20 protein-coding genes are annotated in these 21,025 nt (G+C 60.3%); 15 read left to right on the forward strand and 5 right to left on the reverse strand.

Going from position 1 to position 21,025, the window contains the following annotated elements; all coding sequences use genetic code 11:
- Positions 1-21: 21 nt before the first annotated feature.
- Both WBR57_RS13955 and WBR57_RS13960 read left to right on the forward strand, forming a co-directional pair.
- On the forward strand, positions 22-2,286 hold the full coding sequence (locus tag WBR57_RS13955; protein WP_424084308.1) for a putative bifunctional diguanylate cyclase/phosphodiesterase: 2,265 nt from the start codon (positions 22-24) through the stop codon (positions 2,284-2,286).
- A gap of 203 nt (positions 2,287-2,489) precedes the next feature.
- Positions 2,490-4,667, forward strand: a complete 2,178-nt coding sequence (locus WBR57_RS13960; RefSeq protein WP_424084309.1) for a hypothetical protein — start codon at positions 2,490-2,492, stop codon at positions 4,665-4,667.
- Between the two features lie 311 nt (positions 4,668-4,978).
- On the opposite strand, the gene WBR57_RS13965 is transcribed toward WBR57_RS13960, so the two are convergent.
- On the reverse strand, positions 4,979-5,281 hold the full coding sequence (locus tag WBR57_RS13965) for a DUF2288 domain-containing protein (protein WP_424084310.1): 303 nt from the start codon (positions 5,279-5,281) through the stop codon (positions 4,979-4,981).
- A gap of 341 nt (positions 5,282-5,622) precedes the next feature.
- On the opposite strand from WBR57_RS13965, the gene WBR57_RS13970 reads away from it, so the two are divergent.
- From WBR57_RS13970 to WBR57_RS14010, 9 genes are all read left to right on the forward strand, one after another.
- Positions 5,623-6,750 (forward strand): branched-chain amino acid ABC transporter substrate-binding protein, encoded by a 1,128-nt coding sequence (locus tag WBR57_RS13970; RefSeq protein ID WP_424084311.1) that lies wholly within the window; start codon positions 5,623-5,625, stop codon positions 6,748-6,750.
- Between the two features lie 228 nt (positions 6,751-6,978).
- Positions 6,979-7,902: a high-affinity branched-chain amino acid ABC transporter permease LivH gene (livH, locus tag WBR57_RS13975; protein WP_028619257.1), complete on the forward strand. Its 924-nt coding sequence runs from the start codon at positions 6,979-6,981 to the stop codon at positions 7,900-7,902.
- Positions 7,899-9,152: a high-affinity branched-chain amino acid ABC transporter permease LivM gene (locus WBR57_RS13980; RefSeq protein ID WP_424084312.1), complete on the forward strand. Its 1,254-nt coding sequence runs from the start codon at positions 7,899-7,901 to the stop codon at positions 9,150-9,152. The genes livH and WBR57_RS13980 overlap by 4 nt, the downstream gene beginning before the upstream one ends.
- Positions 9,149-9,916, forward strand: coding sequence for a high-affinity branched-chain amino acid ABC transporter ATP-binding protein LivG (gene livG, locus WBR57_RS13985; protein WP_016975067.1), 768 nt, complete (start codon positions 9,149-9,151; stop codon positions 9,914-9,916). The genes WBR57_RS13980 and livG overlap by 4 nt, the downstream gene beginning before the upstream one ends.
- A gap of 1 nt (position 9,917) precedes the next feature.
- A complete protein-coding gene (locus tag WBR57_RS13990; protein WP_424084313.1) occupies positions 9,918-10,619 on the forward strand; it encodes an ABC transporter ATP-binding protein in 702 nt (233 codons plus the stop codon).
- Between the two features lie 239 nt (positions 10,620-10,858).
- The gene (locus WBR57_RS13995; RefSeq protein ID WP_424084314.1) at positions 10,859-11,155 is read left to right on the forward strand and encodes a DUF2282 domain-containing protein; all 297 of its coding nucleotides are present in this window, start codon (positions 10,859-10,861) and stop codon (positions 11,153-11,155) included.
- A 23-nt stretch (positions 11,156-11,178) separates the two neighbouring features.
- Positions 11,179-12,051 (forward strand): DUF692 domain-containing protein, encoded by an 873-nt coding sequence (locus tag WBR57_RS14000; RefSeq protein WP_424084315.1) that lies wholly within the window; start codon positions 11,179-11,181, stop codon positions 12,049-12,051.
- The gene (locus tag WBR57_RS14005) at positions 12,048-12,824 is read left to right on the forward strand and encodes a DNA-binding domain-containing protein (protein ID WP_424084316.1); all 777 of its coding nucleotides are present in this window, start codon (positions 12,048-12,050) and stop codon (positions 12,822-12,824) included. Before WBR57_RS14000 ends, WBR57_RS14005 begins: the two co-directional genes overlap by 4 nt.
- On the forward strand, positions 12,821-13,306 hold the full coding sequence (locus WBR57_RS14010) for a DoxX family protein (RefSeq protein WP_424084317.1): 486 nt from the start codon (positions 12,821-12,823) through the stop codon (positions 13,304-13,306). The genes WBR57_RS14005 and WBR57_RS14010 overlap by 4 nt, the downstream gene beginning before the upstream one ends.
- On the opposite strand, the gene WBR57_RS14015 is transcribed toward WBR57_RS14010, so the two are convergent.
- Positions 13,303-14,211: a LysR family transcriptional regulator gene (locus WBR57_RS14015; protein WP_424084318.1), complete on the reverse strand. Its 909-nt coding sequence runs from the start codon at positions 14,209-14,211 to the stop codon at positions 13,303-13,305. The two genes, WBR57_RS14010 and WBR57_RS14015, sit on opposite strands and share 4 nt — an antisense overlap.
- Positions 14,212-14,314: 103 nt before the next feature.
- On the opposite strand from WBR57_RS14015, the gene WBR57_RS14020 reads away from it, so the two are divergent.
- Entirely contained in the window at positions 14,315-14,914 is a 600-nt protein-coding gene (locus tag WBR57_RS14020) for a short chain dehydrogenase (protein ID WP_424084319.1), read from the forward strand.
- Here the strand turns inward: WBR57_RS14020 and WBR57_RS14025 are convergent.
- On the reverse strand, positions 14,899-15,279 hold the full coding sequence (locus WBR57_RS14025; protein ID WP_424084320.1) for a hypothetical protein: 381 nt from the start codon (positions 15,277-15,279) through the stop codon (positions 14,899-14,901). The genes WBR57_RS14020 and WBR57_RS14025 overlap by 16 nt on opposite strands.
- A gap of 183 nt (positions 15,280-15,462) precedes the next feature.
- On the opposite strand from WBR57_RS14025, the gene WBR57_RS14030 reads away from it, so the two are divergent.
- Entirely contained in the window at positions 15,463-16,134 is a 672-nt protein-coding gene (locus WBR57_RS14030) for a COG3650 family protein (protein WP_424084321.1), read from the forward strand.
- Positions 16,135-16,229: 95 nt separating this feature from the next.
- Positions 16,230-17,843: an NAD(P)/FAD-dependent oxidoreductase gene (locus WBR57_RS14035; RefSeq protein ID WP_424084322.1), complete on the forward strand. Its 1,614-nt coding sequence runs from the start codon at positions 16,230-16,232 to the stop codon at positions 17,841-17,843.
- A 39-nt stretch (positions 17,844-17,882) separates the two neighbouring features.
- Here the strand turns inward: WBR57_RS14035 and WBR57_RS14040 are convergent, their stop codons facing one another.
- Positions 17,883-18,977 (reverse strand): PLP-dependent cysteine synthase family protein, encoded by a 1,095-nt coding sequence (locus tag WBR57_RS14040; protein ID WP_424084323.1) that lies wholly within the window; start codon positions 18,975-18,977, stop codon positions 17,883-17,885.
- A gap of 217 nt (positions 18,978-19,194) precedes the next feature.
- Here WBR57_RS14040 and nhaA point away from each other — a divergent pair, with 217 nt between their 5' ends.
- Positions 19,195-20,370, forward strand: coding sequence for a Na+/H+ antiporter NhaA (gene nhaA / locus WBR57_RS14045; protein ID WP_424084324.1), 1,176 nt, complete (start codon positions 19,195-19,197; stop codon positions 20,368-20,370).
- Between the two features lie 78 nt (positions 20,371-20,448).
- Here nhaA and WBR57_RS14050 read toward each other — a convergent pair whose 3' ends face one another.
- Complete coding sequence (locus tag WBR57_RS14050) at positions 20,449-20,913, reverse strand: glycine zipper 2TM domain-containing protein (RefSeq protein WP_003189251.1); 465 nt, start codon at positions 20,911-20,913, stop codon at positions 20,449-20,451.
- Positions 20,914-21,025: the final 112 nt, after the last annotated feature.

The raw sequence follows: 21,025 nt of genomic DNA on the forward strand, positions 1-21,025 counted from the left end.
ACGCTATGACGGGAAAAAGCTATGGAATGGCTGGGTATGTATTTTTTTACCGACCTTCCAGAGAGCGGGCACTTATTACTCAATTGCAGTCATAACCCGTTCCTGGTCTTGCTGGCCTACCTGGTCGCCTGCGCGGCGGGATTCGGCACGCTGGACATGGCCGAGCGCGTTGGCCACGTCGAAGATCCAAGGGCCAGGCGCCACTGGCGCTGGCTCGGCGTGGGGTGCCTGGCGGGTGGCATCTGGTCGACCCACTTCATCAGCATGCTGGCCTTCCAGGCCCCGATTGCCATTCATTACGAACTGATCATGACCTTCGCGTCGTTGCTGATCGCGCTGATTGCCTCGTTGTTCGCCATGCAGACCCTCAGCCACGCCCACCTGCGCTTTCATCAATACCTGCTGGCATCGGTGTGGATGGGGCTGGGTATTGCCTTGATGCACTACGTCGGCATGTCAGCCATGCGCTCCCAGGCCCAGGCGTATTTCGAATCGGGGCTGTTCACGGCGTCGATCGCGATTGCCATCGGCGCCAGCCTGGCGGCGTTGCTGCTGTCGAGTTACCTGCGCAACGGCACCGGCGTGTTCCATCAGTTGCTCAAGTATGCCGCCAGCCTGGTGTTGGGCGCCGGGATCATCAGCATGCACTTCACCGGCATGGCGGCCATGCGCCTGATCGTGCCCAACGGCGCGGACCTGTCGCTGCCTCTGGACAACAACCCCATCCAACTCGGCCTGTCCGTCGCCGTCATCACCCTGCTGGTGATTGGCAGCAGCATCAGCGCCGCCCTCGCGGACAAGAAGCTGCAACACAAGGAGCGCGATTTGCGCCGCGTCAACGCACTGCTCAGCGAACTCGACCAGGCGCGCGCCTCCTTGCAACAGGTCGCGCATTACGATGCCTTGACCAGCCTGCTCAATCGCCGCGGCTTCAACCAGATTTTCGCAGAGAAAATCGTCGAAAAAACCGCAGCCCACGGCATGATGGCGGTGATTTTCCTCGATATCGACCATTTTAAACGCATCAATGACAGCCTTGGGCATGACGCCGGCGACCAGTTGCTCAGCGTGCTGGCCGGGCATATCAAAGGCTCGGTGCGCAGCCATGCCGATGTGGTAGCACGCTTCGGCGGCGACGAATTCTGCATCCTCATCAGCATCCACCATCGCGACGAGGCGCGGCACCTGGCCCAGCGCATCATGCAAAAGATGAAAGAACCCATCGAACTCGCCGGCCGGCGCATGGTGATGACCACCAGCATCGGCATCAGCCTGTTTCCCGAAGACGGCCTGACCTGCGAAGAGCTGCTTAAAACCGCCGACCTGGCGCTGTACCAGTCCAAGGACACAGGGCGTAACAGCCTCAATTTCTTCAGTTCCAACCTGAAAACCCGTGCCTTTCTCGAGCTCCAATTGGAAGAAGAACTGCGCGGTGCACTGCGCGTCGGTAACCAACTGGTGCTGTTCTACCAACCGATCTTTGACATGACGCTCGGCAAGGTCACCCGCCTGGAAGCCCTGGTGCGCTGGCAACACCCGCAGCATGGACTGCTGACCCCTGATCGCTTTATTGGTATTGCAGAAAGCAACGGGTTGATCGCCGAATTGGACCACTGGGTTCTGCGCCAAGCCTGTCATGACCTGAGCCTGTTGTCCGACAGCGGCTACACCGAACTGACCATGTCGGTGAACTGCTCGGCCTTGAACCTGGCCCGTGATGAGTTGGCGGACGAGATCGAAGACGCGCTGCGCTTCAGCGGTATCGCCGCCAACCGCCTGGAACTCGAAGTCACCGAAAATGCCCTGATGGGCAATATCAGCAGCACCCTGGCGCTGCTGCGGCAAATCCGTGCGCTGGGTGTATCGCTGGCCATCGACGACTTTGGCACCGGCTATTCCTCCCTCGCCTACCTCAAGCGCCTGCCGCTCAATACGTTGAAGATCGATCGCTCGTTTATCCAGGACATTCCGAAGTCCACTGCCGATATCGAAATCGTCCAGGCGATTATCGGCATGGCCCATACCCTGCACCTGCAGGTGGTGACTGAAGGCGTGGAGACCCAGGCCCAATTCGAACTGCTGCTCAAGCACGGTTGTGATTTCGTGCAGGGTTACCTGTTGAGCCCGGCGGTGCCGGCCAGCGCCATCATCGGCGTGATGCAGGGCATCGAGTCGCGCAACCCGCTTTACCCGTTCAGCGTGGCCGGCGCCCAGGAAAAAACCCCGAACAAAGAACCCTCTCCCAAACTCCCCGGTGCGACTTCCGTGGTCAGGCCAATTCGCTGACGCCGAATATTTGGCATTTTGCCATCATTTACCTAAAGAACCCCGACGAACGGCCGATTCATCAGAGTCCGGCCAGGTTTTGCCTGAGCACACCAGGTTCAAACCCGATCATCCCGGACAAGGACGCACTGTAAAGTCGCGAACTCCCATTCCGTGATGGCCCTTTGTACTTTTCAGCCATCCGCCCAGGCACATGGCGCACCATGACTTCTAAAAATAACTCTGCCACCGTGGTATCCGACGTGTTGCTCCCAGCTCCTGCGGACAAGCCCTCAGGTTCAAAGTCATTGAGCACCCCGCGCCCGCTGGCCACCCAGCAATACCTGTACTTCACCGAAACCAATACCGACCGCATCCTCGACAACCTCGACGGCCTGCGCGACATGGTGTTCCCGCGCCCACCGCACCTGGAAGGCGACGGCGAACAGCGCGGCGAGCAGGAATTTCCCTCGGTGTGCCTGATCGGCCTGGGCCGCTGCGGCTCGAACATCGCGCTGGACGTGGCGGAGCTGGTCTACAACGCGCGCAAGTTCTACCTGAACGAATTCAGCACGCAAGACAAGGCATCGGACAAGGGCTACAGCCCGGCCCAGTGGATCCGCAACAACCTGCGCCTGGGCAGCGGCAAGGCCAGCAAACCGGTGTTCCTGGTGGAACCACTGGTGATGCTGGGCGACCTGGACAAGGACATCGCCGGGCGTATCCGTTTCTCGCGCAAGGGCGAAAAAAGCGGCTTCCTGCGCGACTACAGCAAGATGAAAATCATGGACCTGTCGGAAGTCCATGCCGGCGGCGCCGGTAACGCGCCGATCCTCGGCCAGTACCTGGCCAAGATCATCCTCAACAAAGACACCCAGCGTTTTTCCAGCCCCGACTGGAAGATGATCCACTCGTACCTGATCGACTCCTGCGGTATCAAAGCCAACCAGTCGCGCCTGTACTTCTCGATCTTCAGCGCCGGCGGCGGCACCGGTTCGGGCATGGCCTCGGAATTCGGCCTGGCCCAGCAGCACTCGTACATGAACAAGACGTTCGACACCAAGCCGGCCGACGAGCACGACAGCAAGAGCGGCCATGCGTTTGTGTTCGAGCCGATCTTCACCAGCGGTATCTGCGTACTGCCGAATATTTCCGATCACCGCAGCGAAATGTCCGAGGCGCTGCACATCAACGCCGGACGGCTGCTGTGCAAGTACCTGTCGGAAGAATGGGATTTCTCGTACAACTTCGACAATGAAGACAGCAGCGAAGCCAGCGTGAAAGGCCGTATCCGACCATGGAACGCGATGATGCTGATCTCCAACGACATCATGCGGTATGCCGAAGAGAGCGATGACGGCAATATCCAGAACATCGACGTCAATGCCATGGAAAAGCACGCCAACCAGTACATCTCCCAGCAGATCTTCAACATTCTGACGGCCCAGGCGGTTACGACCGACTACGACCAGAACTACTTCCGTCGCGCTGGTATCGACATCGGCGAAACCATCCGCCTCGACGCCAACGACCTGTTCATGAGCCTGGCCGGCCCGGTGGCGATTGCCTACGCGGAATCCGTGGTGCCGGAAACCCCGGCGCCGACCCACGATAAATTCAAGGTATTCGAGAAAGAGCCGCAGCGCTTGAACATTGATGACCTGTTCTTCCGCTCCATCGACCTGCCACATTTCAACAAGGTCACCCAGGCCATCGAGGGCATCAGCCTGCTGCCGATCGAATCCAAGCGCTACAAGGCGTCGCTGGAGCAGTACAAGAACTCCGGCTACGACGCGGCGGCGCTGCATGACCTGCACTTCTTCAAGAATTGCTCGTCGGTGGTGTCGATTGTCTCCTTGCCCAAGGACTACAAGCTGTCCTACATGGACCTTAACCGGCTCAAGACCCACCTCAACAGCCTGTTCCCCAACACCACGCTCAAGCGTTACGCACTGGTGATCGGCGCTTCGGCCAACTTGTCGCTGACCACCCTGATCGCGAAAAGTCCGTGCCTGTCGGATGACTTCCTCACGCTGATCGTGGCCTTTATCAAACGCTGCTTTGCGCGTAACCCGTACCGGTTTGACGACACGCTGGACAACTCGATCCTGGACTTCATCATCCATGAAGAGTTTGACGAAGAGCGGATTGATGAGTTGCTCAACGAGTTCGAGAACCCGGCGAAGATCCTCGATACCAATTGGTATGCGATCAAGCCGATGTACGAGAAGAAGTATCGCGAGTTGATCAACGACAAAGAGAAGTTCGTATCGATCAATGACATTCGCTTGTCACGGGACTGTGTGAAGAAAGCGATCAAGTATCTGCGTGAGATTTACCGTCATCGGATTGGCAAGACCAAGGTTATTTCGTTGAATAACCATACCGGGAAGACCGCGTAGACCGAGGTGGCCCCTTCGCCAGCAAGCCCGCTCCCACATTTGTACCGCGTATTTTCTGTAAGAACGCGGTCAACCTGTGGGCGCGGGCTTGCTCGCGAAAGCGATCTATCAGTCAACGCACCTCTACAAGTTCGCCACACGCTGAAACAATTCCCCAGGCCTGTAGCCCCGCATAAAACTGTTCCCGTGACGTTTACGTCACCCTCGGCTGTGACCTTTCTCTACGGCAAGATGCCATCACGGCGGCAGCGGTTACTCCGCTACACACTTGCGACAGCTGTAAACGCGCACTTTTTCAGTGCGAGCCCTTCTTACGCTGCCCTTTCCTGGATCAGAATCCACGGCGAAACCACCACCGCCCACAAACCCGGATCACGCTCAACCAGGTCCAATGCCCGCGTCGCAGACACCTCGCCAAGACTCCCCGAGGCCAGCCAGGCAGCGACTTTATCGCGGTTATCCTCGGCCATTGCTTCGGCAGCCTCGATCAGATCCAAGCCGGCGTCGACCCACAATAGGGCACCCTTGGCGAAGAACGGCTCAAGCTCCTTCCAGGAAATTTCGGCGGTTTCACCGAGCAGCTTGGCATAGAGGGTGCTAGGTTCTTGCGTCATGGGAGTTCACCTGAAGAAAAAATCGGCGCAATCATAGCGTCACGCGTCAGGCAGAAAAACCCAGTTGCAAATGAGTTACCGAAAGAACGTGTCAGAAAAGCCAAGGATTGCCCGAAACTCTGGCATCACCCCGCCGCAATTCTGTCTTTTTCTTTCATTTAAGCGACATACACGGGTTTTGCCCCCGGCAGCCAGCTTTTCAAGCGATCAACTGGCGCTCTACACTGTACCGGTACAGTTGCCAGAGCACTGCCGGGGGGATATCCACGATATCTGATCCGGTTCTGCAGCTCACAAGGCCGCTAGAACTATAAAAAATACAACAGTAAGAGTGGAGCACTATGAATAAGGCTACTAAGCAGATTTCCAAACTGTTTGCCGCTATGGTTCTGGCTGGGGTTGCCGGCCATTCGTTCGCAGCCGACACCATCAAGATCGGCATCGCTGGCCCTAAAACCGGCCCGGTGACGCAATACGGCGACATGCAATTCATGGGTGCCAAGCAAGCTATCGCCGACATCAACGCCAAGGGCGGCGTAGACGGCAAAATGCTTGAAGCCAAGGAATACGACGACGCTTGCGATCCAAAACAAGCCGTTGCCGTTGCCAACAAAGTGGTCAACGACGGCGTCAAGTTCGTGGTCGGTCACCTCTGCTCCAGCTCCACTCAGCCAGCAACCGATATCTACGAAGACGAAGGCGTGATCATGATCACCCCAGCGGCCACCAGCCCGGAAATCACCGCGCGTGGTTACAAGCTGGTGTTCCGCACCATCGGCCTGGACAGCGCTCAAGGCCCAGCGGCCGGCAACTACATCGCCGACCACGTCAAGCCTAAAGTCGTTGCCGTACTGCACGACAAGCAGCAATACGGTGAAGGCATCGCCACTGCCGTTAAACAGACTCTTGAGAAGAAAGGCGTGAAAGTAGCCGTCTTCGAAGGCCTGAACGCTGGCGACAAGGACTTCTCCTCGATCATCCAGAAGCTCAAGCAAGCCAACGTCGACTTCGTTTACTACGGTGGCTACCACCCAGAGCTGGGCCTGATCCTGCGTCAAGCCCAGGAAAAAGGTCTGAATGCCAAGTTCATGGGCCCTGAAGGCGTCGGTAACGACTCCATCTCGCAGATCGCCCAAGGTGCTTCCGAAGGACTGCTGGTCACCCTGCCAAAATCCTTCGACACTGACCCGGCCAACAAAGCCATCGTTGAAGAGTTCGCCAAGAACAAGCAGGACCCAACCGGCCCGTTCGTGTTCCCGGCCTACTCGGCAGTTGAAGTGATCGCTGGCGGTATCGCTGCCGCGAAGAGCGAAGACACCGCTAAAGTGGCAGCCGCCATCCACGCGGGCACTTTCAAGACCCCTACCGGCGAGCTGAGCTTCGACGCCAAGGGCGACCTGAAGGACTTCAAATTCGTGGTCTACGAATGGCACTTCGGCAAACCAAAAACCGAAGTTTCCCCTCAGTAAGCCAGGCGTTACTGGTCAACAAGCCCACTGTGAGAGCAGTGGGCTTTGTTTTACGAGGTTTATGGGCCTGTCACCCGCGATCCGGGCGCTGGCTCACCTGAAAATCTTAAAACCGTCACCAGCGGTTCGCTGGCAAACGCTTTGTGCAAATGTGCTCACAGAACACAGCGCAGGGCCGGAATATGACTCCACCAGTGAAATGCGTATCGGGTTTTTAGGAGCGCTGTAATGCCTGAGATCTATCATTTTTTCCAACAGCTGGTTAATGGCCTGACCATTGGCAGCACCTATGCCTTGATAGCCATTGGCTACACAATGGTTTACGGCATCATTGGAATGATCAACTTCGCCCATGGCGAGGTATACATGATTGGTTCCTACGTGGCCTTTATCGCCCTTGCCGGGCTGGCCATGATGGGTATCCACTCCCTGCCGCTGTTGATGACCGCTGCGTTCCTTGCATCGATCGTCGTGACCAGTGCCTATGGCTACAGTATCGAGCGCGTTGCCTACCGCCCTTTGCGTGGCAGCAACCGTCTGATCCCGCTGATTTCCGCTATCGGCATGTCGATTTTCCTGCAAAACACCGTATTGCTGTCCCAGGATTCCAAGGACAAATCCATTCCCAACCTGATCCCGGGGAGCATCTCCTTCGGCCCAGGCGGCGCACAAGAAGTGCTGATTTCCTACATGCAGATCCTGGTCTTCGTCGTCACCCTGGTGGCGATGCTGGGCCTGACCCTGTTCATCTCCCGCTCCCGTCTGGGGCGCGCCTGCCGGGCCTGCGCCGAAGACATCAAGATGGCCAACCTGCTGGGCATCAACACCAACAACATCATTGCCCTGACCTTCGTAATCGGTGCCGCGCTGGCAGCCGTTGCGGCGGTGCTGCTGAGCATGCAGTACGGCGTGATCAACCCCAACGCCGGTTTCCTGGTAGGCCTCAAGGCCTTTACCGCGGCGGTATTGGGCGGCATCGGCAGCATCCCGGGCGCCATGCTTGGCGGGCTGGTGCTGGGTGTGGCCGAGGCCTTTGGTGCCGATATTTTTGGCGACCAATACAAGGACGTCGTCGCGTTCGGCCTGTTGGTTCTGGTGCTGTTGTTCCGTCCGACCGGCATCCTGGGCCGTCCGGAGGTTGAGAAAGTATGAGCAGATATCTTAAATCGGCGTTTTTCAGCGCCTTGCTGGTGTGGGCCGTGGCCTTTCCGGTGCTGGGTCTCAAGCTGAGCATTGTCGGCATCAACCTGGAAGTGCATGGCACCGGTCCCGTGACCCTGACCATCATCGCCCTGTGCTCGGTGCTGATGTTCCTGCGCGTGCTGTTCACCCAACAGGTCGGTGCCTTGTTCAAAGGTAACCGTGCGCCATTGGTGTCGCCCAAGGTCAGCCAATTCCTGACCCTGCCGCGCACCCAGCGCTACATCATCATCGGCCTGATCGTGGCCGCGCTGATCTGGCCGTTTTTCGGCTCGCGCGGTGCAGTCGACATCGCTACGTTGATCCTGATCTACGTGTTACTGGGCCTGGGCCTGAACATCGTGGTGGGCCTCGCCGGCCTGCTCGACCTGGGTTATGTGGGCTTCTACGCCGTGGGTGCCTACACCTACGCGTTGCTCTCGCATTACCTGGGCTGGGGTTTCTGGATCTGCCTGCCGCTGGCCGGTATGGCGGCGGCGACGTTCGGCTTCCTGCTGGGCTTCCCGGTGCTGCGCCTGCGCGGTGACTATTTGGCGATCGTGACCCTGGGCTTCGGTGAAATCATCCGTCTGTTCCTGCGTAACCTCACCGATATCACCGGCGGCCCCAACGGCATCAGCAGCATCCCCAAGCCGACGTTCTTCGGGTTGTCGTTCGACCGCTCCGCTGCCGAAGGCATGCAGACGTTCCACGAATACTTCGGGATCGACTACAACCCGGTGAGCAAAGTGGTGTTCCTGTACCTGGTGGCGCTGCTGCTGGCGCTGGCGGCACTGTTCGTGATCAACCGCCTGCTGCGCATGCCGATCGGCCGCGCCTGGGAAGCGCTGCGCGAAGATGAAATCGCCTGCCGTGCCCTGGGCCTGAACCCGACCATCATCAAACTTTCCGCGTTCACCCTGGGCGCCGCGTTCGCCGGTTTTGCCGGCAGCTTCTTCGCCGCGCGCCAAGGCCTGGTGACCCCGGAGTCCTTCACCTTTATCGAGTCGGCGATCATCCTCGCCATCGTCGTATTGGGCGGCATGGGCTCGCAGCTGGGCGTGATCCTGGCGGCCATCGTGATGATCCTGCTGCCGGAAATGATGCGTGAATTCAGCGAATACCGCATGTTGATGTTCGGCGCCATGATGGTGCTGATGATGATCTGGCGCCCTCAAGGCCTGCTGCCCATGCAACGTCCACACATGGAGCTGCGCAAATGAGCCGCGAGATCCTGAAAGTCGAAAACTTGAGCATGCGCTTCGGCGGCTTGCTCGCGGTCAACGGCGTGGCCCTGACCGTGAAAGAGAAACAGGTTGTGGCACTGATCGGCCCGAACGGCGCCGGCAAGACCACGGTGTTCAACTGCCTCACCGGTTTCTACAAGCCGAGTGGCGGCAGCATCCTGCTGGACGGCCAGCCGATCCAGGGCCTGGCCGGCCACGAAATCGCCCGCAAGGGCGTGGTGCGGACCTTCCAGAACGTGCGCTTGTTCAAGGACATGACGGCGGTCGAGAACCTGCTGATTGCCCAGCACCGCCACCTGAACACCAACTTCTTTGCAGGCCTGTTCAAGACCCCGGCGTTCCGCAAGAGCGAGCGCGAGGCCATGGAATACGCGGAGTATTGGCTGGACAAGGTCAACCTGACCGAGTTCGCCAACCGCCCGGCCGGCACCCTGGCCTATGGTCAGCAACGTCGCCTGGAAATCGCCCGTTGCATGATGACCCGCCCGCGGATCCTGATGCTCGACGAACCGGCCGCCGGCCTGAATCCCAAGGAAACCGAAGACCTCAAGGCGCTGATCAGCGTGTTGCGTGAAGAAAACAACGCCACGGTGCTGTTGATCGAACACGACATGAAACTGGTCATGAGCATTTCCGACCACATCGTGGTGATCAACCAGGGCACGCCGCTGGCCGACGGGACCCCGGAGCAGATCCGCGACAATCCTGAAGTGATCAAAGCCTATTTGGGGGAAGCGTAAAATGCTGCAATTCGAAAACGTTTCCACTTTCTACGGCAAGATCCAGGCGCTGCACAGCGTCAACGTGGAAGTGCGCCAAGGTGAAATCGTCACGCTGATCGGTGCCAACGGCGCCGGCAAGTCGACCTTGCTGATGACTCTGTGCGGTTCGCCGCAGGCCCATAGCGGCAGCATCCGCTACATGGGTGAAGAGCTGGTGGGCCAGCAGTCGTCGCAGATCATGCGCAAGAGCATTGCGGTGGTGCCTGAAGGCCGTCGCGTGTTCTCACGCCTGACCGTGGAAGAGAACCTGGCCATGGGCGGATTCTTCACCGACAAGGGCGACTACCAGGAGCAGATGGACAAGGTGCTGGCCCTGTTCCCGCGGCTCAAGGAGCGCTTCAGCCAGCGCGGCGGCACCATGTCCGGCGGCGAGCAGCAGATGCTCGCCATCGGCCGGGCGCTGATGAGCAAGCCCAAGCTGTTGCTGCTGGACGAACCTTCATTGGGCCTGGCACCGATCATCATCCAGCAGATCTTCGACATCATCGAACAGCTGCGCAAGGACGGTGTGACGGTGTTCCTGGTGGAACAGAACGCCAACCAGGCGCTGAAGATCGCCGACCGCGCCTACGTGCTGGAGAACGGCCGAGTGGTGATGCAAGGCACCGGCGAGCAATTGCTGACCGATCCTAAAGTGCGCGAGGCCTACCTGGGCGGTTAAACACGGTTGCTGGATGAACCGGATAAAAATGTGGGAGGAGGCTTGCCCCCGATCGCGGTGTATCAGTTGCGTATGAGCTGACTGACGCACCGCCATCGGGGGCAAGTCCCCTCCCACATTTGTTTTGGGTTGTTTGTGATTATTTTTCGACGGGTGTGTAACGTCATTCGTCCTACTGCCTCTAGTGGTGTAAGCGGGCAATCAGGCCCGCCGCCTCAACCCACTGCAGGAGTTACACCATGACCACCAAACTGTCCGCCGCCGCCCTTATCCTCGCCTTTGGTTCAGCCTTGAGCCTATCCGCCCTGAGCACCACCGCCCACGCTGCCGACGACATGCAGAAATGCTTCGGCGTGGCTGAAGCCGGCAAGAACGATTGCGCCGCTGGCGCCGGCACTTCCTGCGCCGGCACCTCGAAAGTCAAAGACCAGGCCAACGCCTGGAAACTGGTGCCGGCCGGTACTTGCGCCAAAACCCCAAGCTCCACCTCGCCGACCGGTTTCGGCCAGGAAGCGGCCTTCACCGCCAAGTCCTGAAGCGCGGCCCGGCCTGAGTCCCGATGATGACGCTTTCATCCCTGCAAACGCCTTCACCGGCTCAGGCCCTTCCCCTTCGGGCCGGGCTGGGGCTGAAGCACGAGCACTTCATCGAAGTGCTCGAGACTTCCCCCGCCATCGGTTTTTTTGAAGTACACGCCGAAAACTACATGGTCGCCGGCGGCCCGTTTCATCACTATTTGGGGCTGATCCGCGCGCAATACCCGCTGTCGTTGCATGGCGTGGGCCTGTCCATCGGCGGCGAGAGCCCGCTGAACCGTGAGCATCTGGCGCGCCTGGCAGGGCTGATCGAGCGCTATCAACCTCAATCCTTTTCCGAACACCTGGCCTGGTCCAGCCACGGCCCGGTGTTTCTCAATGAACTGCTGCCCCTGGCGTACGATGCCGCCACCCTGGAGCGGGTGTGCGAACACGTCGACCAGGTACAGAGCACCCTCAAGCGGCCGATGCTGCTGGAGAACCCGTCGACTTACCTGCAGTTCCAGCGCTCGACCCTGGGCGAAACCGACTTTATCAGCGAGGTCATCCGGCGTACCGGCTGCGGCTTGCTGCTGGACGTGAACAACGTCTACGTGACGTGCATCAACCACCAGCGCGACCCGCAGGCCTACATCGACGCCCTGCCGCTGCACGCCGTGGGTGAGATTCATCTGGCGGGTTTTGCCGAAGACACTGACAGCCTGGGTGACCGCCTGCTGATCGATGATCACGGCGCGCCCATCGATAACGCCGTGTGGCAACTGTACGAACAATTACTGGCGCGCGTCGGCCCAATGCCGACGCTGATCGAGCGGGATAACCAGGTGCCGGCCTTCAGTGTGCTGCTGGCCGAAGCCGAGCATGCCGAACGGCAGCTGTCGCAGGTGCGCCGATGAACGATCAACGCGCATTCGCCACTGCCCTGCTGGCGCCCGACCAGGCCTGCCCCGAGGGGGTGTTCAGCAGCAACGGTGCCGACCCGGCCAGCCGTTTTGCGGTGTACCGCAACAATGTGCACAGTTCGCTGATCAGCGCCTTGGCAGCGGCTTACCCGGTGACGCTGCGCCTGGTGGGCGACGAATTCTTTCGCGCGATGGCAGGCCTGTATGTGCAAGCGTCCCCGCCTACCAGCCCGCTGATCAGTGAATACGGCAGCACCTTTGCCGACTTCATCCAGGCTTTCGAACCCGCGGCCGGCGTGCCGTACCTGGCCGATGTCGCCCGGCTGGAGCGCCTGCGCGTGTGCGCCTACCACGCTGCGGACACCGCGCCGCAGGCCCGGCAAGCGCTGATCGATGCGCTGCAAAACCCAACAAACGCAGGGCGACTGCGCCTGCCGTTGCATCCCTCGCTGGCCACGTTGAATAGTGCTTATGCAGTGGTGGATGTGTGGGCCGCGCACCAGGCGGGCGGCGAATTGCCCCCATTCAATCCCTGGCCCGCCCAATGCGCGCTGGTGCTGCGCCATGGCCTGGCGGTCAAGGTGTTTGCCATCGACAGTGGCTCAGTCGCGTTCGTCCACAGCCTGAACCAAGGCATGGCACTGGAAGTAGCGGTCACTCGCGCATTGGAAGCATCGGCCGAATTCGACCTCAATCACTGCTTGAGCGTGTTGATCAGCCACGACGCCATCACTCATTTGCCCACACAACCGAAGGCCTCGCCATGAACACCTCCCCGTCGTGCCTGGTTAAACGCGTCATCGCGCGTTTCGAGAAAATCCCCTACAGCCTGATCGCCTTGCTCGCACGCTTCTCCATAGCGGCGGTGTTCTGGAAGTCCGGGCAAACCAAGGTCGAAGGTTTTGCCATTGACCTGATCAGCGGGACCTTCCAGCTCGGCGAGCCGAGACTGGCCGCGTCGACGCTGCCACTGTTTCGTAGCGAGTATCACGTGCCGTTGTTGTCACCGGAAGTGGCGGCGCACCTGGCGGCGTTTGCCGAGCACTTTTTCCCGGTGCTGATCCTGGTGGGGTTCGCCACGCGCTTCTCGGCCTTGGCCCTGATCGGCATGACCCTGGTGATTCAACTGTTTGTGTACCCCGACGCCTACCCGACCCACGGCACTTGGGTGGCCTTGTTGCTGCTATTAGTCGCCAGAGGCCCGGGATGCCTGTCCATCGATGAGCTGATCGCACGCCGTTACCGTTAAAGACGATCCAGCGCTTCACCGCTGCGCTTGAACCAGTCCACCAGATAGTCGGCCAATACTTGCGTACGCCGTGGCAGCCCACCCTGGTAAGGGTGCACCAGGTACATCGGCATGCTCCGCGTCTGATAATCACGCAGGAGCCAGCGCAACCGGCCGTCCGCCAGTTCCGTGGATAAAATGTAGGACGGCAGACGGGCAATGCCGGCGCCGACCAGGGCCGCCTTTTTCAGCAAGTTGTAATGGTTGGAGGCAAAGGTGCCGCTGACCCGCACCCGCAGCAGTTCGTGCTGCTGGTGGTAGAGCCATTCTTCACGACCGCTGTAGTGACTGTTGAGCAGGCAACGGTGTGCGGCCAGCTCTGCCGGGGTCTGCGGCTCGCCGTATTGCTCCAGGTAGGCCGGGCTTGCGCAGGTCATTTCGTGCCAGGCCAACAAGGGCTTGGCCACCAGGCGCTCCTGTTCAATCGACCCCGAACGCACCCCCAGGTCAAAGCCATCGCGCGCCAGGTCGCGGTAGCTGTTGTTCAGCTCCAACTCGATCTGTACGTGCGGGTACTGCTTGGAGAACTCCAGCAACAGCCCGTCAAAGAAGGTTTCGCCCAAGGAAACCGGAACCGTCATACGCACCGGCCCGGCCAGGTCATCCTTGAGCCGGGCCAATGCCTGACGGGCGCGATCCACCTGTACCACCAACGCCTGGGCCTGCGGCAACAACGCTGCACCGGCGGCGGTCAGGCTGAGCTTGCGGGTGGTGCGGTGCAGCAGCACCACCGAATACTGTGCCTCCAACTGGCTGATGCGCTTGGACAACTGGCCCTTGCTGCAGCCCAATTGCGCGGCGGCCACGGTAAAACTGCCCGCTTCGATCAATACGGCAAAGGCTGCCAGGTCATCCATTTCGCTCATGGACTGTTTCCAATTGAAAACCAAAGGTTGCCTATTAGCGCGTTTATCCATTCAAAAAGCCATACTAGACTGACCTCTCACTTACCCCTGGAGGAACAGCACCATGAAAATCCTGTTGATTGGCGCCAGCGGCACCGTCGGCTCTGCGGTCAAGGCAGAACTGGCGCAACGTCACGAGGTGATCAGCATCGGGCGCAGCAGCGGCGATTTCCAGGTGGATATCAGCGACAGCGCTTCGATCCGTAAACTGTTCGAACAAACCGGCAAATTCGATGCCCTGGTCTGCGCGGCGGGCAGCGTGAACTTCGTGGCGCTGGGCGACATGAGCGAAGGTGATTTTGAGTTGGGCTTACGCGACAAGCTGATGGGCCAGGTCAACCTGCTGCTGATTGGCCGTGAATACGCCAACGACGGCGCTTCGTTCACCTTTACCAGCGGCATTCTGAACCGCGACCCGATCCGTACCGGCGCCTCGGCGGCACTGGTCAATGGTGCGCTGGATGCGTTCGTCAAAGCGGCGGCGATCGAATTGCCGCGTGGCCTGCGCGTCAACTCGGTGAGCCCGACCGTACTGCTGGAGGCCATGGACAGCTATGCGCCGTACTTCCGTGGCTTCAAGCCGGCTACGGGGGCCGATGTGGCGCTGGCCTACGCTAAAAGCGTGGAAGGCCTACAGACCGGCCAGACCTACATCGTCGGTTGAGTGGCAACCGCTTCACGGGAGAACTGAGACATCCATTCAATCACCAGCGCGCGGGGGGCAAACATTTGGAATTGCCCGCCCAACTGGCCCTGAACACGGGCGGTATTCAACCGATAGCCGTCCACATAGAGCGTCAGGTCCTTCTGGTAAGCCAGCAGCGTCGTGGATTGGGTCCTCGCTTGGGCTTCGGGACTCAACCTGACATTCACCTCAACCCTATCCTGGCCGGGGTTATCGGCGCTCTTCAGAGTCACCGAGATTTCGGCGAAATCGGTGGCTGACGAGAAGACAAGCCGGGCCGGTTCATCTGAAAAGGCTGCACTTGCGCAAAGCAGAAGAACGCAGAGAGCCCATTTGACGCTCATCGCTATGCCCGCTCCAAAAACGCCGACACTCTCACGCTTTCTCTACCGTCGCTGTAAGAAACATCTAAATCACCAACGCCCCATTTCCTATAGTTTTGCCAACAGACGGTTCAACCTGTGTCCCCCACTTGTGATGACGCGCCAGCCTGCGTAACGTGTCGGCACTTGTCTGGAGACCCGATAATGCGTGCCGCCCGTACCCTTGCTCTGTTTGCCTTGCTTCCCCTGTTCGCCGCCTGCCAGATGTTCGAAAGCGAGCCGGCCAAGCCTTCCCTTGCCGGCCTGACCCGCATGCAAGGCGAACTCACGGCGGTGGGTGGCAAGCTGCTGTTCCAACCGTGCAACGATAAACGCAACTACGTGGTCAACGACACCGCTGGCACCAGCATCCTGCAGGAAGCCGCCTCCCTGGCCGGCCAGCAAGGTGCATTGTTTGCCGACCTGCGTGGCAAGTTTTCCGGCGTCGCCAGCGGCACCCAGGGCAGCGTCGAGGTGCAACAGCTGTACCGCGTCGAACGTGCGACCGCGGCCTGCGAAGACCCGGACTTCAAGCGCATGATCCTGCGCGCCAATGGCCACAAGCCGACCTGGGTCATGAACGTCACCGCCAAAGGCATGGTGCTGGAGCGCGAAGGCCAGCCGCCATTGGCGGTGCCGTATGTGGAAGAACAGATGGGCGACGGCCGCTTCAACCTGATGACCGAAGCCAACAACCAGCACATCGAACTGTGGGTAGCCCCGCAGCGCTGCATCGACAGTGCCAGCGGCAGCCTGCAGCACATGACCGCCGAGCTGCGCGTCAACGGCCAGGTACAGCGCGGTTGCGCGTCGTTCGGCGGTTCGCGCGACGATTGATTGGTTTTAACCTGACGGAAAACCGCCTTTGAGGCTTATAATCGCCGGTTTGCAAAACAGCCGGCTTCTTTGCCCGCCGCCTACCGGATCCTGTCATGTTACGAATCACCGAACTCAAGCTGCCCATCGACCATCCCGAAGAAGACCTGCGGCCCGCCATCGTGCAGCGCCTGGGCGTGGCCAGTGATGACTTGCTCGATTTCACCCTGTTCAAACGCAGCTACGACGCCCGCAAGAAATCCTCGGAGCTGTGCTTCATCTACACCGTCGACCTGAACGTGAGGGGCGAAGCCGCCTTGCTGCTCAAGTTCGCCGATGATCGCAACATCAACCCGGCACCTGACGTGAGCTACAAGGTAGTCGGCCAGGCACCCGAAGGGCTGCTCGAGCGGCCAATCGTGGTCGGCTTCGGCCCCTGCGGGATCTTCGCCGGGCTGCTGCTTGCGCAGATGGGCTTCAAGCCGATCATCCTCGAACGTGGCAAGGAAGTGCGCCAGCGCACCAAGGACACCTGGGGCCTGTGGCGCAAAAGCGTGCTCAACCCCGAGTCCAACGTGCAGTTTGGCGAAGGCGGCGCCGGGACCTTCTCCGACGGCAAGCTGTACAGCCAGATCAAGGACCCGAAATTCCACGGCCGCAAAGTCCTGCACGAGTTCGTCAAGGCCGGCGCGCCGGAAGAAATCCTCTACGTCAGCAAACCGCACATCGGCACCTTCCGCCTGACCGGCGTGGTGGAAAACATGCGCCAGCAGATCATCGCCCTCGGCGGTGAAGTGCGTTTCGAGCAACGGGTCACAGACGTGCTGATCGAAGACGGCCAGTTGAATGGCGTGGTCATCGACGGCGGCGAGCAGATCCTCTCCAGGCACGTGATCATGGCCCTCGGCCACAGTGCCCGCGACACCTTCCGCATGCTCCACGGCCGTGGCGTGTACATGGAAGCCAAGCCGTTCTCGGTGGGCTTCCGCATCGAACACCCGCAATCGCTGATCGACGCCGCGCGCCTGGGCAAATACGCCGGGCACCCAAAGCTCGGCGCCGCCGACTACAAACTGGTGCACCACGCCAAGAACGGCCGCTCGGTCTACAGTTTCTGCATGTGCCCAGGCGGCACCGTGGTAGCGGCGACCTCCGAGCCGAACCGCGTGGTCACCAACGGCATGAGCCAATACTCGCGTAACGAGCGCAATGCCAACTCCGGCATTGTGGTCGGCATCACCCCTGAGGTCGATTACCCGGGTGGCCCGCTGGCCGGTATCGAATTGCAGGAGCGCCTGGAGTCCCACGCCTACATCCTCGGCGGCAGCAACTACGAGGCCCCGGCGCAACTGGTGGGCGACTTTATCGCCGGCAAGCCGTCCACCGCCATTGGCAGCGTGGAACCGTCCTACAAACCGGGTGTGTCCCTGGGTGACCTGGCCCTGGCCTTGCCGGACTTCGCCATCGAAGCGATCCGTGAAGCACTGCCGGCGTTCGAGAAGCAGATCAAGGGCTACTCGCTGCACGACGCGGTGTTGACCGGCATCGAGACACGTACGTCGTCGCCGCTGCGGATTACCCGTGACGAATCGATGCAAAGCCTGAACGTCAAAGGCCTGTTCCCGGCCGGTGAAGGCGCCGGTTACGCGGGCGGGATTCTGTCTGCGGGGGTTGACGGGATTCGGATTGCCGAGGCGTTGGCGCGGGATATGCTGGGCCTTGAGGCCTGATACAAACGCTGAAAATCCCACATTGGGTTGTGTGTTGGGTCAGATGTTTGCGCGCAGGATGCTGTCCGGCACCGGCTCGCCGCGCTCGACACTGGCCGCCACGGCCGCAATCAGGCGGTCCAGCGCAAAGCCCTGCCCCGCCAGCCACGCCTGATCGTAATAGGTCGTGGCATAGCGCTCGCCGCCATCACACAAAATCGCCACGATCGACCCCGACTCCCCCGCCGCTTTCATCTGCTGCGCTGCTACCAGTGCGCCAACCAGGTTAGTCCCGCTGGAACCCCCGACCCGCCGCCCCAGCCGCTGCGCCAGGTAATGCATGGCCGCCAGCGATAGCGCATCCGGCACCTTGACCATCGCGTCAATGACCTTGGGCAGAAACGACGCCTCGACCCGCGGCCGGCCAATACCTTCGATGCGTGAGCCGCAGTCCAGGCGCAGGCTGGCGTCGCCGCTCTGGTAAAAATCGAAAAACACCGAGCGCTCGGCATCCGCGCACAGCACGCGGGTGCAGTGCTGGCGGTAGCGCACGTAACGACCGAGGGTGGCCGTGGTGCCGCCGGTGCCGGGGCTGGAAATCAACCAGCTCGGCTCGGGATGCTGCTCGAAGCGCATTTGCTGGAAGATCGACTCGGCGATATTGTTGTTGGCTCGCCAATCGGTGGCACGCTCGGCATAGGTGAACTGGTCCATGAAGTGCCCACCGCTTTCCTTTGCCAGGCGCTTGGATTCAGCGTAGATCTGCGTCGGATCCTGCACCAGATGGCTCTTGCCGCCATAGAAAGCAATCTGCGCGATCTTTTCCTGGGAGGTGGTGGCCGGCATCACTGCGATAAACGGCAAGCCAAGCAAGCGCGCAAAATAGGCTTCGGAAATCGCCGTCGAGCCGCTGGACGCTTCGATCACCGGTGCGCCGGGCTTGAGCCAGCCATTGCACAGTGCGTACAGGAACAGGGAGCGGGCCAGCCGATGTTTCAAGCTACCGGTGGGGTGGCTGGACTCGTCCTTGAAGTACAACTCGATACCCGGCAACCCCGGCAACGGCAAGGGAATCAGGTGCGTGTCGGCGCTGCGCTGGAAGTCTGCTTCAATGATACGAATGGCTTCGCGGGCCCAGGGACGGTGGTCGCTCATGGAGGGCTTCTCTAAGGGGTTTCAGCCTTGATTTTAGGGGGTTTCCTACAGGTCACACAGATACAGTGACGACTCAATTGGACACACAATTGCCAGGCTGAAGCGCAACGCCTTCCCGGACTCCTGCTTATAACAAATAAGAATATAACTTTTGTTTTAACAACTAACGGTACGGGTTAGGGTACCCACCTATTGAACCTGGATTGGAGAGCATCCCTTGCCTCTGCGTAGCACTTTCACCCGTTTTTTCCAGCTGGAAGCCGCCAGCGGTCTGCTATTGATCGCCGCCGCCGCCCTCGCGCTGATCATCAACAACTCACCCTTGTCGCACCTGTACAACGCGTTTCTCGACGTGCCGGTGGTGGCGCAGATCGGCGCGCTGAACATCGCCAAACCGGCCTTGCTGTGGATCAACGATGGCCTGATGGCCCTGTTCTTCCTGCTGATCGGGCTGGAGGTCAAGCGCGAGTTGCTCGACGGCCACCTGTCCAAGCCATCGCAAGTGGTGTTGCCGGGGGCAGCAGCCATCGGCGGCATGGTCGTGCCGGCGCTGATCTACTGGGCGATCAACAAGGACTACCCCGCCGCGCTGTCAGGCTGGGCGATCCCGATGGCCACCGACATTGCCTTCGCGCTGGGCGTCCTGGCGTTGCTGGGCAAGCGGGTGCCGGTGTCGCTGAAACTGTTCCTGATGACCCTGGCGATCATTGATGACTTGGGCGCGATCATTGTCATCGCCGTGTTCTATTCCGCCGACCTGTCCGGCGCGGCGCTGGCGGGTGCGGGCGCATGCCTGATTGCCTTGATCGCGATGAATCGCCTGGGGGTGATCAAGCTCGGGCCATACCTGATCATTGGCTTGATTCTATGGGTGTGCGTGCTCAAGAGCGGGGTCCACGCCACGCTGGCCGGTGTGACCCTGGCGTTCTGCATCCCGATGCGGACCAAAAATGCCGAACCGTCGCCATTGATGACACTGGAGCATGCGCTGCATCCGTGGGTGGCCTACGGCATCCTGCCGCTGTTCGCCTTTGCCAACGCGGGCGTGTCCCTGACCGGTGTCAGCCTGGAAAGCTTCACTCACCACGTACCGATGGGCATCGCCGCCGGCCTGTTGATCGGCAAGACCGTTGGCGTGTTTGGCCTTACCTGGCTGGCGATCAAGACCGGGCTTGCCGCATTGCCCAGCGGTGCCAACTGGGGCCAGGTGTTTGGCGTGGCGATTCTGTGTGGGATCGGTTTTACCATGAGCTTGTTTGTCGGCTCGCTGGCGTTTGTGCCGGGGGCCAGCGAGTTTGCCGGGGAGGATCGGATGGGGATTCTGACGGGGTCGATTTTGGCCGCGTGCATCGGCTATGCAGTGACGGCGATGGCAAGTCGCAAAAAGGCCTGAGCTGACCCAAACGCCGCCCATGAAAAACCCCCAACCGGTTAACCCGGTTGGGGGTTTTTATGGCCGGCTGCTCAGCGCTTAGCGAGTAACGCGGCTGGTGCCATCAACGGTCATGATGCGCACGCGGTCGCCGATGCGGAAGATTTCATTTTCCTGCACGGCCTGCACGTAGGCGCGCATGCTGCCGTCGTCTTCGCGAACGGTGATTTCCACGCCCTGGGTGCGGGTCAGGCCTTCTTCGGTGGCCGAGCCCAGCAAGCCGCCAGCGACTGCACCGATCACGGCGGTCACGATGCTGCCACGGCCGCCGCCGATAGCGCTGCCGCCAACGCCGCCGATGACCGCGCCCGCAGCGCCGCCGATTGGGGTCTTGGTGCCTTCGATTTTCACTGGACGCAGGGATTCGATGGTGCCCATGCGAACAGTCTGTACACGACGCGCCTCGTCACGAGAGTACGAGTCGCCGGTCAGACTCGAGGCGCAGCCACCCAGCAGCAACGACAGGGTGGTAAAGCAGGCAACTAGTAAAACGGACTTACGCATAGCATCAACTCCAAAGGACAGGTATTCATTAAACGCTGCAACGTGGCGTCTGTCACGACAGGCACCGTAGGAAAATTGCTTTCATTCAGCCTGAGTACAGACTGCCAGCATC

This window comes from Pseudomonas sp., assembly GCF_049590575.1.
Taxonomy (GTDB): domain Bacteria; phylum Pseudomonadota; class Gammaproteobacteria; order Pseudomonadales; family Pseudomonadaceae; genus Aquipseudomonas.

Coding starts and splice junctions, on each gene's coding strand:
- WBR57_RS13990 (WP_424084313.1), top strand. CDS start 9,918: ATGCTGCAATTCGAAAACGTTTCCACTTTCTACGGCAAGATCCAGGCG.
- livH (WP_028619257.1), top strand. CDS start 6,979: ATGCCTGAGATCTATCATTTTTTCCAACAGCTGGTTAATGGCCTGACC.
- WBR57_RS14005 (WP_424084316.1), top strand. CDS start 12,048: ATGAACGATCAACGCGCATTCGCCACTGCCCTGCTGGCGCCCGACCAG.
- WBR57_RS14025 (WP_424084320.1), bottom strand. CDS start 15,279: ATGAGCGTCAAATGGGCTCTCTGCGTTCTTCTGCTTTGCGCAAGTGCA.
- WBR57_RS13970 (WP_424084311.1), top strand. CDS start 5,623: ATGAATAAGGCTACTAAGCAGATTTCCAAACTGTTTGCCGCTATGGTT.
- WBR57_RS13995 (WP_424084314.1), top strand. CDS start 10,859: ATGACCACCAAACTGTCCGCCGCCGCCCTTATCCTCGCCTTTGGTTCA.
- WBR57_RS13980 (WP_424084312.1), top strand. CDS start 7,899: ATGAGCAGATATCTTAAATCGGCGTTTTTCAGCGCCTTGCTGGTGTGG.
- WBR57_RS14030 (WP_424084321.1), top strand. CDS start 15,463: ATGCGTGCCGCCCGTACCCTTGCTCTGTTTGCCTTGCTTCCCCTGTTC.
- WBR57_RS14050 (WP_003189251.1), bottom strand. CDS start 20,913: ATGCGTAAGTCCGTTTTACTAGTTGCCTGCTTTACCACCCTGTCGTTG.
- WBR57_RS14040 (WP_424084323.1), bottom strand. CDS start 18,977: ATGAGCGACCACCGTCCCTGGGCCCGCGAAGCCATTCGTATCATTGAA.
- WBR57_RS14020 (WP_424084319.1), top strand. CDS start 14,315: ATGAAAATCCTGTTGATTGGCGCCAGCGGCACCGTCGGCTCTGCGGTC.
- WBR57_RS13965 (WP_424084310.1), bottom strand. CDS start 5,281: ATGACGCAAGAACCTAGCACCCTCTATGCCAAGCTGCTCGGTGAAACC.
- WBR57_RS14000 (WP_424084315.1), top strand. CDS start 11,179: ATGATGACGCTTTCATCCCTGCAAACGCCTTCACCGGCTCAGGCCCTT.
- WBR57_RS14010 (WP_424084317.1), top strand. CDS start 12,821: ATGAACACCTCCCCGTCGTGCCTGGTTAAACGCGTCATCGCGCGTTTC.
- WBR57_RS13955 (WP_424084308.1), top strand. CDS start 22: ATGGAATGGCTGGGTATGTATTTTTTTACCGACCTTCCAGAGAGCGGG.
- WBR57_RS14015 (WP_424084318.1), bottom strand. CDS start 14,211: ATGAGCGAAATGGATGACCTGGCAGCCTTTGCCGTATTGATCGAAGCG.
- livG (WP_016975067.1), top strand. CDS start 9,149: ATGAGCCGCGAGATCCTGAAAGTCGAAAACTTGAGCATGCGCTTCGGC.
- WBR57_RS14035 (WP_424084322.1), top strand. CDS start 16,230: ATGTTACGAATCACCGAACTCAAGCTGCCCATCGACCATCCCGAAGAA.
- WBR57_RS13960 (WP_424084309.1), top strand. CDS start 2,490: ATGACTTCTAAAAATAACTCTGCCACCGTGGTATCCGACGTGTTGCTC.